The organism is Streptomyces sp. NPDC058257, from assembly GCF_042881845.1.
Lineage (GTDB): Bacteria > Actinomycetota > Actinomycetes > Streptomycetales > Streptomycetaceae > Streptomyces.
In genome coordinates, this window is record NZ_JBHVXJ010000023.1 from 1 (window position 1) to 12120 (window position 12120).

At 69.8% G+C, this 12120-nt stretch carries 10 protein-coding genes; 6 read left to right on the forward strand and 4 right to left on the reverse strand.

The window, feature by feature from the left end:
* Positions 1-98 precede the first annotated feature (98 nt).
* Entirely contained in the window at positions 99-3239 is a 3141-nt protein-coding gene (gene ileS, locus ACFVXC_RS35965) for an isoleucine--tRNA ligase (RefSeq protein ID WP_389914335.1), read from the reverse strand.
* Between the two features lie 626 nt (positions 3240-3865).
* On the opposite strand from ileS, the gene ACFVXC_RS35970 reads away from it, so the two are divergent.
* The 5 genes from ACFVXC_RS35970 to ACFVXC_RS35990 all read left to right on the forward strand — a co-directional run bounded on the left by ACFVXC_RS35970 (position 3866) and on the right by ACFVXC_RS35990 (position 8632).
* Positions 3866-4699 (forward strand): TraR/DksA family transcriptional regulator, encoded by an 834-nt coding sequence (locus ACFVXC_RS35970; protein ID WP_389914337.1) that lies wholly within the window; start codon positions 3866-3868, stop codon positions 4697-4699.
* A gap of 153 nt (positions 4700-4852) precedes the next feature.
* The gene (gene lspA / locus ACFVXC_RS35975) at positions 4853-5401 is read left to right on the forward strand and encodes a signal peptidase II (protein ID WP_389914606.1); all 549 of its coding nucleotides are present in this window, start codon (positions 4853-4855) and stop codon (positions 5399-5401) included.
* A gap of 103 nt (positions 5402-5504) precedes the next feature.
* On the forward strand, positions 5505-6446 hold the full coding sequence (locus ACFVXC_RS35980; protein WP_389914339.1) for an RluA family pseudouridine synthase: 942 nt from the start codon (positions 5505-5507) through the stop codon (positions 6444-6446).
* The gene (locus ACFVXC_RS35985) at positions 6443-6913 is read left to right on the forward strand and encodes a GNAT family N-acetyltransferase (protein WP_389914342.1); all 471 of its coding nucleotides are present in this window, start codon (positions 6443-6445) and stop codon (positions 6911-6913) included. The genes ACFVXC_RS35980 and ACFVXC_RS35985 overlap by 4 nt, the downstream gene beginning before the upstream one ends.
* A gap of 129 nt (positions 6914-7042) precedes the next feature.
* Entirely contained in the window at positions 7043-8632 is a 1590-nt protein-coding gene (locus ACFVXC_RS35990) for a Na+/H+ antiporter (protein WP_389914345.1), read from the forward strand.
* 36 nt (positions 8633-8668) lie between these two features.
* Here the strand turns inward: ACFVXC_RS35990 and ACFVXC_RS35995 are convergent, their stop codons facing one another.
* Entirely contained in the window at positions 8669-9760 is a 1092-nt protein-coding gene (locus ACFVXC_RS35995; RefSeq protein ID WP_389914348.1) for a mechanosensitive ion channel family protein, read from the reverse strand.
* Between the two features lie 30 nt (positions 9761-9790).
* On the opposite strand from ACFVXC_RS35995, the gene ACFVXC_RS36000 reads away from it, so the two are divergent.
* A complete protein-coding gene (locus tag ACFVXC_RS36000; RefSeq protein WP_389914351.1) occupies positions 9791-10360 on the forward strand; it encodes a dienelactone hydrolase family protein in 570 nt (189 codons plus the stop codon).
* 199 nt (positions 10361-10559) lie between these two features.
* On the opposite strand, the gene ACFVXC_RS36005 is transcribed toward ACFVXC_RS36000, so the two are convergent.
* Together ACFVXC_RS36005 and ACFVXC_RS36010 are read right to left on the reverse strand one after the other, a co-directional pair.
* On the reverse strand, positions 10560-11378 hold the full coding sequence (locus tag ACFVXC_RS36005) for a thioredoxin domain-containing protein (protein WP_389914353.1): 819 nt from the start codon (positions 11376-11378) through the stop codon (positions 10560-10562).
* 44 nt (positions 11379-11422) lie between these two features.
* Positions 11423-12109, reverse strand: a complete 687-nt coding sequence (locus ACFVXC_RS36010) for a hypothetical protein (protein WP_389914356.1) — start codon at positions 12107-12109, stop codon at positions 11423-11425.
* Positions 12110-12120: the final 11 nt, after the last annotated feature.

A 12120-nucleotide genomic window follows, 5' to 3' on the forward strand; every position in this document is an offset into this window, starting at 1 on the left:
CCAAGCCCGTAGGCACCCCAACCAGACCCCCCGGTCCGCCCCGACCTCCGCGCACCGCGCCAACAGCGCCCTGCCGGGTGCTGTCGGCTGCCTGGTGGTTACGCCTTGCGGAGGCGGAACGTCATGGACAGCGATTCGTCAGTGAACGTCTCGCCGTACGTGTCGTCGGCCTCACCCTGACCGAAGTCCGTGGCGAGCACCTCGTCCGCGATCAGCTCGGCGTGGTCGGACAGAGCCGTGATCACGGCCGGGTCCGTGGAGGTCCAGCGCAGGGCGATCCGGTCCGCGACGTCCAGACCGCTGTTCTTGCGGGCCTCCTGGATCAGGCGGATCGCGTCACGGGCCAGACCGGCCCGGCGCAGTTCCTCCGTGATCTCCAGGTCGAGAGCGACCGTGGCACCGGAGTCGGACGCCACCGACCAGCCCTCGCGGGGGGTCTCCGTGATGATGACCTCGTCCGGGGCCAGTGTGATCTTCTCCCCGTCGACCTCGACCGACGCCGTTCCCTCGCGCAGGGCCAGGGAGAGCGCGGCGGCGTCCGTGTCGGCGACGGCCTTGGCCACCGCCTGGACGCCCTTGCCGAACCGCTTGCCCAGGGCGCGGAAGTTGGCCTTCGCGGTCGTGTCGACCAGCGAACCGCCGACCTCGGAGAGCGATGCCAGCGAGGAGACGTTGAGCTCCTCGGTGATCTGGGCGTGCAGCTCCGGGTTGAGCGACTCGAAGCCGGTGGCCGCGATCAGGGCGCGGGACAGCGGCTGGCGGGTCTTGACGCCCGACTCGGCGCGTGTGGCGCGGCCCAGCTCCACCAGGCGGCGGACGAGGACCATCTGCCGCGACAGGTCCGGGTCGATCGCCGACAGGTCGGCCTCGGGCCAGGACGTCAGGTGGACCGACTCCGGGGCGCCAGGGGTGACCGGCACCACCAGGTCCTGCCAGACGCGCTCGGTGATGAACGGCGTCAGCGGGGCCATGAGGCGGGTGACCGTCTCCAGGACCTCGTGCAGGGTGCGCAGGGCCGCCTTGTCGCCCTGCCAGAAGCGGCGCCGTGAGCGGCGTACGTACCAGTTGGAGAGGTTGTCGACGAACGTGGACAGGAGCTTGCCCGCACGCTGGGTGTCGTAGCCCTCCAGGGACTGCGTGACCTGGTCGGTCAGCGCGTGCAGCTCGCTGAGCAGCCAGCGGTCCAGGAGCGGGCGCTCCGAGGGCGCCGGGTCGGCGTCGCTGGGGGCCCACTTCGACGTACGGGCGTACAGGGCCTGGAAGGCGACCGTGTTCCAGTACGTGAGGAGCGTCTTGCGGACGACTTCCTGGATGGTGCCGTGGCCCACGCGGCGTGCCGCCCACGGTGAGCCGCCGGCCGCCATGAACCAGCGCACCGCGTCGGCGCCGTGCTGGTCCATCAGCGGGATCGGATCCAGGGTGTTGCCCAGGTGCTTGGACATCTTCCGGCCGTCCTCGGCGAGGATGTGGCCGAGGCAGACCACGTTCTCGTAGGACGACTTGTCGAAGACGAGCGTGCCGATCGCCATCAGCGTGTAGAACCAGCCGCGCGTCTGGTCGATGGCCTCCGAGATGAACTGCGCCGGGTAGCGGCTCTCGAAGAGCTCCTTGTTCTTGTACGGGTATCCCCACTGCGCGAACGGCATCGAACCGGAGTCGTACCAGGCGTCGATGACCTCGGGGACGCGCGTCGCGGTCTCCTGGCAGGTCGGGCAGGGGAAGGTCACCGCGTCGATGTACGGGCGGTGCGGGTCGAGCTCAGACTGGTCGGTGCCCGTCAGGCCGGAGAGCTCGGCGCGCGAGCCCACGCACGTCAAGTGGCCTTCCTCGCAGCGCCAGATGGGCAGCGGGGTGCCCCAGTAGCGGTTGCGGGAGAGCGCCCAGTCGACGTTGTTGTTCAGCCAGTCGCCGAAGCGGCCGTTCTTGACCGAGTCCGGGAACCAGTTGGTCTTCTCGTTCTCCTGAAGGAGACGGTCCTTGATGGCCGTGGTGCGGATGTACCAGGACGGCTGCGCGTAATAGAGGAGCGCCGTGTGGCAGCGCCAGCAGTGCGGATAGCTGTGCTCGTACGGGATGTGACGGAAGAGCAGACCGCGGTCCTGGAGGTCCTCGGTGAGCTTTTCGTCGGCCTTCTTGAAGAAGACACCGCCTACGAGGGGGACGTCCTCCTCGAAGGTGCCGTCGGGACGCACCGGGTTCACGACCGGGAGGCCGTACGAACGGCAGACCTTGAGGTCGTCCTCACCGAAGGCGGGGGACTGGTGGACCAGACCGGTGCCGTCCTCGGTGGTCACGTAGTCGGCGTTGACCACGTAGTGCGCGGGGGCCGGGAACTCCACCAGGTCGAAGGGCCGTCGGTAGTTCCAACGCTCCATCTCGGCGCCGGTGAAGGTCTGCCCCGTGGTCTGCCAGCCTTCGCCGAGAGCCTTCTCGACGAGCGGCTCGGCCACGACGAGCTTCTCCTCACCGTTCGTCGCGACGACGTACGTGACGTCGGGGTGCGCGGCGACGGCGGTGTTGGAGACGAGGGTCCACGGAGTGGTCGTCCACACCAGGAGGGCCGCCTCGCCGGCCAGCGGGCCGCCGGTGAGCGGGAAGCGGACGAAGACGGACGGGTCGACGACCGTCTCGTAGCCCTGCGCCAGCTCGTGGTCCGAGAGGCCGGTGCCGCAGCGCGGACACCAGGGGGCGACGCGGTGGTCCTGGACGAGGAGGTCCTTGTTGAAGATCTCCTTCAGGGACCACCAGACGGAGTCGACGTACTCCGGGTTCATGGTGCGGTACGCGTCGTCGAGGTCGACCCAGTAGCCCATGCGGTTCGTGAGGTCGGTGAAGGCGTCGGTGTGCCGGGTCACGGACTCGCGGCACTTGGCGTTGAACTCGGCGATGCCGTACGCCTCGATGTCCTTCTTGCCGCTGAACCCGAGCTCCTTCTCGACCGCGAGCTCGACCGGGAGGCCGTGGCAGTCCCAGCCGGCCTTGCGGGCGACGTGGTAGCCCCGCATGGTGCGGAAGCGCGGAAAGACGTCCTTGAAGACGCGGGCCTCGATGTGGTGGGCGCCCGGCATGCCGTTGGCGGTGGGCGGGCCCTCGTAGAACACCCACTCGGGGCGCCCCTCGGACTGCTCCAGGCTCTTGGCGAAGATCTTCTGCTCGCGCCAGAAGTCGAGCACGGCGTGCTCAAGGGCGGGCAGGTCGACCTGGGCGGGCACCTGGCGGTACTGCGGCTGCGTGTTCAACGCGCTTCCTCCGGCGGACGATTCCGTTCCGTCGGAGGGACGAGAGCCGCTTGTCGCGCTCCCGCGGTACCACCCTCCTTGGCCTTCCTGACGCGTGTGGCGCTCGGAACGCCCCCTCATTGGGGTCGCGATACCGGGTCTACTGGCCCGCGGCGGGCCTGAGGGCCCACTGCCGGTGGTTCTTCCGGCGGCTCCGGGGTGATCTTCGCGTCGTGCCTGCCCCCGGGCTCACACCGTCCCCGGGTCGCTCATGGCCGCGTACGCCGCTACTCGTCCCCATCCACGCTTCTCGCTGCGCCCAGTGTACGGGGCCGGGGCGGACGAGGCCGACCGCTTATTCGGGTGGGGCCAAGGGGGCCGTTTCCGCCCGGGAACGGGCCTGTGCCCCGGGCCGCCGGGACCGCCGGAACTGACCCGAATGGCGACATGCCGGGTAGCCGGATCCTGGGCCGCCGTACCGGGCGGATTACCGCGCTGGGAGCTGGGCACAACGCATGCATGCTTTTCGCGCGCACCCATGGGGCGGGCGGATCGGGCGGCGTGCCCCGTTGCCGCGGGCTCTGAGTCGATTTATCGTCCCAGCACGATTCGCGTGCAAGATCACAAAATGTGAAGGGGCCGCGGCCATGGTGGCGAAGAAGACCGCCGTACAGGATTCGGCGTCGGGCAGATCCACGGGCGCGGCCACGAAGAAGACCGCCGCCAAGAAGGCAGTGGCGAAGAAGGCGGCCGCCAAGAAAGCAGTCGCGAAGAAGGCGGTCGACATGGTCGCCGACGCCGGCAGGAAGACAGCGGCCGAGGAGGACTCCGCCAAGGAGCCCGGCGCGGCGAAGAAGGCCTCCGCCGCGAAGAAGACCTCCGCGACGAAGAAGGCAGCTGCCAAGAAGGGCACGGCCAAGAAGAGCACGGCCAAGAAGACGGCTGCGACAGCGGCCGAGGGTGCGGCTCAGGCCGCGGAGACGACGGGAGCCACGACAGTGGTTACGAAGAAGACTCCGGGCACGGCGACGGCAGCGAAGAAGCCGACGGCGGTGCCCAAGGCGCGTATCGCCGCCGCGGACCCCGGTGAGCTCGCTGTACGGCCCGGCGAGGACCCCTGGACCCCGGAGGAGGTCGCGGAGGCCCGTGCGGAGCTCCAGAGCGAGGCGCTGCGGCTCGGAGCCGAGATCTCCGCCTCCGAGGACGCCCTGGCGGGTCTGATGCGCGACTCCGGGGACGGCGCGGGCGACGACGACGCGGACACCGGCACGAAGAACATCACGCGGGAGCACGAGATGTCCCTGGCCGCCAACGCGCGCGAGATGCTCGAGCAGACCGAGCGCGTCCTGGAGCGGCTGGACGCGGGAACGTACGGCATCTGCGAGAACTGCGGCAATCCCATCGGCAAGGCGCGGATGCAGGCGTTCCCGCGCGCGACCCTGTGCATGGACTGCAAGCAGAAGGAGGAGCGCCGCTACTGAAGGCGGCCTGACCACCTGCCGCCGTACGTGTGTGCCGTACTCTCGTCCCCAGTCAGGTACCTAGGTTGAGGGACTCACGTGGCAGAGGCGGAGCGCATCATCGGTACGCCGGACATCCCTGAGGCGGCTGGGCGGGACGAGGCCGGCGAGCAGGTGTCGCCGGACGAGCACGCGTCGCCCGACGAGCAGGCCGCGCCGGACGCGCAGCGGCCCAAGGGCAAGCGCAAGATCCTCGTCCTGTTCGCGGTCGCCGTGCTGGCGTACGCCCTGGACCTCGTCAGCAAGATGATCGTCGTCGCGAAGCTGGAGCACCACGCGCCGATCGAGATCATCGGCGACTTGCTCCAGTTCAACGCCATCCGGAACGCGGGCGCCGCCTTCGGGATCGGCGAGGCCTTCACCGTGATCTTCACCTGCATCGCGGCGGCCGTGATCGTCGTGATCGCCCGCCTGGCCCGCAAGCTCTACAGCCTGCCGTGGGCGATCGCCCTCGGCATGCTGCTCGGCGGCGCCCTGGGGAACCTCACCGACCGGATCTTCCGCGCCCCCGGAGTGTTCGAGGGAGCGGTGGTCGACTTCATCGCGCCGAAAGGCTTCGCGGTGTTCAACCTCGCGGACTCGGCGATCGTGTGCGGCGGCTTCCTGATCGTGATCCTCTCGTTCCGAGGCCTGGACCCGGACGGCACCGTCCACAAGGACTGACCAGGGGCTGACCAGGGGCTGAGCAGGGCCCGAGCGGCGGCGGAGCCTCCTGCGGGGGCTCTCGTGGTGCGGGAGTGTCGGTGGCCTCCTGCATACTCAATGGGTGAGCACGATTCCCGAGATCCGTACCCTGCCCGTGCCGGACGGCCTGGAGGGCGAGCGCGTCGACGCCGCCATCTCTCGCATGTTCGGTTTTTCCCGCACGAAGGCCGCCGAGCTTGCGGCGGCAGGCAAGGTGATGGTCGACGGCAGCGTGGTCGGCAAGTCCGAGCGCGTGCACGGCGGCGCCTGGCTGGAGGTGGAGATGCCGCAGGCGCCCGCTCCGGTACAGATCGTCGCCGAGCCCGTCGAGGGCATGGAGATCATCCATGACGACGACGACATCCTCGTGATCGTCAAGCCGGTGGGCGTGGCCGCGCACCCGAGCCCCGGCTGGACCGGCACCACGGTGATCGGCGGCCTCGCAGCTGCCGGGTATCGCATCTCGACCTCCGGAGCCGCCGAGCGCCAGGGCATCGTGCACCGCCTCGACGTGGGCACGTCCGGCCTCATGACCGTCGCCAAGTCGGAGCGTGCCTACACCTCCCTGAAGCGGCAGTTCAAGGAGCGCACCGTCGACAAGCGTTACAACGCGCTGGTGCAGGGCCACCCCGACCCGATGAGCGGCACGATCGACGCCCCCATCGGACGCCACCCGCAGCACGACTACAAGTGGGCGGTCACGGCCGAGGGCAAGCCCTCCGTCACGCACTACGACCTCATCGAGGCGTTCCGCGCGGCCTCGCTGCTCGACATCAAGCTGGAGACGGGGCGCACGCACCAGATCCGCGTACACATGGCGGCCCACCGCCACCCGTGCGTCGGCGACCTGACGTACGGCGCCGACCCCACCATCGCCAAGCGGCTCGGCCTCACACGCCAGTGGCTGCACGCGGTGCGGCTCGGCTTCGAGCACCCCGGTGACGGGCAGTGGGTGGAGTTCGAGAGCACGTACCCCGACGACCTCCAGCAGGCGCTCGACCGGGTGCGGGCCGAGAGTTCATGAACGCGCGGGTCACCTGCCGGATCGCGGTCGAGGCCGACGACCTGGAGGCCTGCTTCGGGGTCCGCAAGGAAGTCTTCGTAGTCGAGCAGCAGGTCCCCGAGGACCTGGAGTACGACGCGTACGACGCCGACGCGGTGCACGTCCTCGCGGTCCGCGACGACGGCCTCCCGCTGGGCACGGGCCGTCTGCTCACCGGCGCGGCGGCCGTGGCCAAGAACGGCGGGGACAGCGGGGTGGGCGCGCTCGGCCGCCTCGCGGTGACACGCGAGGCGCGCGGACTCGGCGTCGGCGCGGCCCTGGTGCGGGCGATCGAGGACGCGGCACGCGCGCGTGGCCTCACCGCCGTCGACCTGCACGCACAGACGCATGCCCTGGGGTTCTACGAACGCCTTGGATACGTGGTCCACGGCCCCGAGTTCCCGGACGCGGGCATCCCGCACCGGGCGATGCGCAGGCCACTGGGCTGAGCGCCGGACAGCGGCAGCGGTGCCGGAGGGGCATTGGCCCGGTTCGTGGGAACGCGTGGCAGGGTTGAGGTCTTGATCGTCTGAGTCCCGGACTTTCTCGAACTGACCGACACCGCCGGAGGCCGCACCGTGGATCAACTGGCGCTGCTGCTCATTCTGCTGCTCGGCGCCGTGGTGACGGTGCCTCTTGGCGAGCGGCTCGGGCTGCCCGCGCCCGTCCTCATGACGCTGGCCGGGATCGTCCTCGCCTTCGTGAGCTGGGTCCCGAACGTCGAGCTTCCCCCCGACTACATCCTTCCGCTGGTCCTTCCGCCCCTGCTGTACGCGTCCGTCCAGCGCACCTCCTGGCGGCAGTTCGCCGCCAACAGGCGCCCCATCTTCCTGCTCGCCGTCGCCCTCGTCTTCGTGACGACCGCGGCGGTCGCCGCGATCGCGAACTCGGTCGTCCCCGGGCTGCCGATCGCCGCCGCCGTGGCGCTCGGCGCGCTCGTGGCGCCGCCCGACCCGGTCGCCGCGACCGCCGTCGCCGGTTCGCTCGGGCTGCCGCGGCGGCTCGTGTCGATCCTGGAGGGGGAGGGGCTCTTCAACGACGTCACGGCGATCGTGCTCTACCACGTGGCGATCGCGGCGGCTGTCAGCGGGACGTTCTCCTGGCCGTCGGCGGTGGGGCAGCTCGTGCTCTCCGCGGTGGTCGCCGTCGCCATAGGGATTGCGCTGGGCTGGATCACCAACAAGCTCATGGGGATCCTCGGCGAGGCCACCCTGCAGACCGGCCTGACACTGCTCGTCCCGTTCGTGAGCTACGTCCTCGCCGAGGAGCTGATGGGCTCCGGCGTGCTCGCCGTACTGACCACCGCGCTCTACCTCGCGGAGCACGGCGCCGACGCCGACGACGTCCTCGGGCGGATCACCGGGCAGACCTTCTGGAGAATCGTCGACACCCTGGTCACCGGCGTCGCCTTCGGGCTCATCGGGCTCGAACTGCACAACGTCTTCGGCACGGCGAGCGGCCGTGAGTGGCAGATGGTCGGCTGGGGCGCGGTGGTCGTCGCGGTCGTCGTCGGCGTACGACTGCTGTGGCTGCTGCCCGCGACCTATCTCGCCAAGCGGCTGCACAAGCTGCGGGACATCGACGAGGAGATCCCGACGACCTGGCGCGAGACCGTGGTCATGTGGTGGTCCGGGATGCGCGGCGTGGCCTCCGTCGCCCTGGCCCTCGCCATTCCGCTGAAGACGGACAACGGCGATCCCTTCCCGGCCCGGGACGAGATCATCTTCATCGCCTTCTGCGTCATCATGGCGACCCTCGTCGTCCAGGGGCTCACCCTGCCCTGGCTGGTGAGGAAGCTCGGGGTGCGCGCGGACACCGACGTCGAGCGGGCCATCGAGCGGGATCTCGCCATCCGGGCGGCCAAGGCGGCCAAGCGCCGCCTCAAGGAGATCGAAGAGGTCGAGGAGCTGCCCGAGGACCTCTCGGAGCGGCTGCTGCGCGGGGCCTTCGACATCGGCGCCAGGGTCAGCCCCGACATCGTCGACGACGAACGGCGCGAGCGGTACTCCAAGCGCGCCGTCCGTCTCAAGGCGGTGCAGCGCATCCAGCGCGACATGATGTCGGCCGCCCGCCACGAGATCCTCGCCGCGCGCAGCGAACCCGGTGCCGACCCCGAGATCGTCGACCGGGTCCTGCACCACCTCGACGTACGCAGCCTGCGGTCCTGACGGCTGACGGCTGACGGAGCTGACGGAGGGCGCCGCTCAGCCCCGGCCGGTGCGCGGCATGACAGGCCGGGGCGGATGCGGCTGCTCGTCCTCCGGCGGCAGTTCGGCCCAGGCCGTGTTGACCCGCGGCAGCGCGTAGGCGTGGCGCTCGGTGAGCCAGCGGATCAGGTGCTCGCGCACCGTGACCCGCACCGTCCAGATGTCGTCCGCGTCCTTGGCGGTGACCAGGGCGCGCACCTGGATCGTGTTCGGCGTCGTGTCCGTGACCGCGAGGCCCCAGTCCCTGCCGTCCCAGGCGGCGCACTCGCGCAGGACGTCCTGGAGCTTCTCGCGCATCTCGGCGATGGGCGCCGTGTGGTCGAGCTGGAAGAAGACCGTGCCGGTCATCTGGGACCCGCCTCGCGACCAGTTCTCGAAGGGCTTCGAGACGAAGTACGACACCGGCATGGTGATCCGGCGCTCGTCCCAGGTGCGTACGGCCAGGAAGGTCAGTGTGATCTCGTCCACGGTGCCCCACTCGCCGTCCACGACGACCGTGTCGCCGATCCGCACCATGTCGCCGAAGGCGATCTGCAGCCCCGCGAAGAGATTGGAGAGTGTGGACTGGGCGGCGACGCCAGCGACGATGCCGAGAAGCCCCGCGGAGGCGAGCAGTGACGTTCCGGCAGCCTGCATGGCGGGGAAGGTGAGCAGCATCGCCCCGACGGCCACGACGCCGACGATCGCGGTGACCACCCGCTGGATGAGCGTGACCTGCGTACGCACCCGGCGGACCCGGGCGGGATCGCGGTGGGCATTGGCGTAGCGCGCGTACGTGGACTCGACGATGGCCGTCGCGATGCGGACGAGGAGCCAGGCCACGGACCCGATGAGCACCAGGGTCAGAGTCTGCCCGATGCCCGGCGAATGGTCCTTGGCGATCTCCGCCTGTTCGAAGGAGCCGCGCAGCAGAGCGGCACAGAGGAAAAGTTGGAAGGGGAGCCGGCAGCGGCGCAGCAGACCCCACAGAGGGTTGTCGGGGTGGCGGTCGTCGGCCCGGCGCAGCAGCACATCGGCCAGCCACACCACGGCCAGCGTGATCACGACCGAGCCGCCGACCACGATCAACGGACGCAGTACGTTCTCCATGCCCCCGAGGGTAAGTGGCACGATGGCCCCATGAACATCATGCTTTTCCACTCGACGTACGGGCTTGTGCCCGCGGTGCACGCGGCGGCCGACCGGCTGCGCGCCGAGGGGCACGAGGTGTGGACGCCCGATCTGTTCGACGGGCGCACTTTCGGCACCGTCGAGGAAGGCATGGCCTTCAAGGACGAGCTCGGCAAGGAAGAGCTCCTCAAGCGGGCGATTCTGGCCGCCGCGCCCTACTCCGAGCGGGGCCTCGTCTACGCCGGATTCTCGTTCGGCGCCGCCACCGCGCAGACCCTCGCCCTCGGCGACGACAAGGCGCGCGGTCTTCTGCTCCTGCACGGCACGTCCGACATCGCGGAGAACACGACGGTGGACGAGCTGCCGGTGCAGCTGCACGTCGCCGAGCCGGACCAGTTCGAGACGGACGACTGGCTGAGCGCGTGGTACCTCCAGATGGGACGGGCCGGCGCCGACGTCGAGGTGTACCGCTACGCGGGGGCGGGCCACATCTACACCGACCCCGACCTGGACGACTACGACGCCGAGGCGGCGGAGTCGACATGGCGGACGGCGATCGGCTTCCTCGAGTCCCTCTAGTCCCTCTAGACCCTCTAGACCCTCTAGACCCTCTAGACCCTCTGCCCCTCTGGGCATATCTCCTGGACCCCTTCGGGCCTCTCCGGGTCCGTGAACGCCAAGAGCGGGCGAACCGTGAAAGGTTCGCCCGCTCTTCGGCCAAGCGCTGCATCTAAGTGCTGCAGCCAAGTGCCTCAGCCAAGTGCCTCAGCTAAGTGCTTCAGCCCTTCAGCGCGGCGTCGATGGCCGTCTTGTAGTCCTTGACCGACGAAGGGGCGTTCTTCTTGTCGGGGCCGGTCAGCTTCTTGCCGTCCATGACGAAGGAGGGCGTGCCCTCGACGCCGTCCTTGTTGTCGTCGAACATCTTCGACATCTCAAGGGCCCAGCGGTCGTACGTGCCGTCCTTGACGTCCTTCGCGAAGGTCTTGCTCTTCTTGAGCTCGGGGACCTCGTTCGCGATCTTGGTCAGGAGCGCGTCGTCCTTGAACTTGTCCTCCGTCTCGGAGGGGTGGTTCTCCTTGGAGAACATGGCCTTCTTGTAGTCCAGGAAGGCCTGGTCGCTCACGTTCAGGGCGGCACCGAGCGCGCTGAGCGCGTTCTTGGAACCCTCACCGGTGAGGTTGCGGTCGAGGAACGTGGCACCGACGAACTGGATCTTGTACTTGCCGTCCTTCAGGTCCTTCTCGACCGTCGGGCCCACCGTCTGCTCGAAGCTGGCGCAGACGGGGCAGCGCGCGTCCTCGTAGACCTTGAGGGTCTTCTTGGCGCTGTCCTTGCCGATGACGACGGTCGTGCCGTCCTTGCCCGAGGTGTTCGCGGGCTTGACCAGCTTCTCGTCGGCGGCGGCTTCCCAGTGGCCGGGCTTGTTGGACTGCATGACGGCGTAGCCGATGCCGCCCGCGATCGCCAGGACCGCGACGACGGAGACGCCGACGATCGCCGTCCGCTTCCGCTTCTGCCGCTTGCGCTCGGCTTCCTGCTGGGCGCGGATCCGCTCGCGGGCCGCCGACTTGGCCGCCTGGCTGTTGCGCTTGCTCATGATGATGTTCTCCGTAGGGGTGACGTGCGTGGGGACGGTGGTGCTCAGGCGAAGACGGCCGAGCAGGGCGGTCCACGCCGTCCCACGAAATGCACGAGAAGCCGCGAACGCGCGGTCCGTATCCGGCGCGCGGGGCGCGGGGCGCGGCGGCGCACGGGCCGCATGCCGACGCCCACCACGGCGACCGCGATGAGCAGCGGCCGGAAGGTGCAGGCGGCCATCGCGCGCAGGACCTGGGCCAGGGCGCGCTCGCCGCGCCGAAGCCAGGCCGCCGCGAGCAGACCGACCCCGATGTGCGCGCCGAGCAGCAGCCAGGCGGCGCTCGGCTCGGCGTCGGCGAGAAGGACGGCGGCACGGTGACCGTCGCCGGTCATCCGGGCCAGCGGCGTGCCGACGCTGCCGCCGCCGCACAGCACGTCGAAGCCGACGGAGCGCAGCGGACCCGCGACGGGACCGCCCGCCTGGCCGTAACAGACGTGCTGCCCCGTGGTGAACACCGTGTCGGCAGCCAGTTCGAGGGGGATGAGCAGGGCGGCGATCCGGCCGTAGCCGCGCTCGCGCCCCGCCAGGGCGTAGGCGATGACGAAGACCGCACCGGTGATCACGGCGACGGTGGTCAGCGGCAGCGGGGCGCGGGACAGCAGGACGTGCGACGCGGCGGAGAGCGTCACGACGAGCGTCGTGAAGAGGGCCGCGCGCACGGCTCTGAGCTGGGTTCCGGATATGTCCATCGCGCAGCCGA

Excerpts from the sequence above, each read along its gene's own strand:
- ACFVXC_RS35970 (WP_389914337.1), top strand. The coding sequence starts at position 3,866 with ATGGTGGCGAAGAAGACCGCCGTACAGGATTCGGCGTCGGGCAGATCC.
- ACFVXC_RS35985 (WP_389914342.1), top strand. The coding sequence starts at position 6,443 with ATGAACGCGCGGGTCACCTGCCGGATCGCGGTCGAGGCCGACGACCTG.
- ACFVXC_RS35995 (WP_389914348.1), bottom strand. The coding sequence starts at position 9,760 with ATGGAGAACGTACTGCGTCCGTTGATCGTGGTCGGCGGCTCGGTCGTG.
- ACFVXC_RS36000 (WP_389914351.1), top strand. The coding sequence starts at position 9,791 with ATGAACATCATGCTTTTCCACTCGACGTACGGGCTTGTGCCCGCGGTG.
- ACFVXC_RS36005 (WP_389914353.1), bottom strand. The coding sequence starts at position 11,378 with ATGAGCAAGCGCAACAGCCAGGCGGCCAAGTCGGCGGCCCGCGAGCGG.
- ACFVXC_RS36010 (WP_389914356.1), bottom strand. The coding sequence starts at position 12,109 with ATGGACATATCCGGAACCCAGCTCAGAGCCGTGCGCGCGGCCCTCTTC.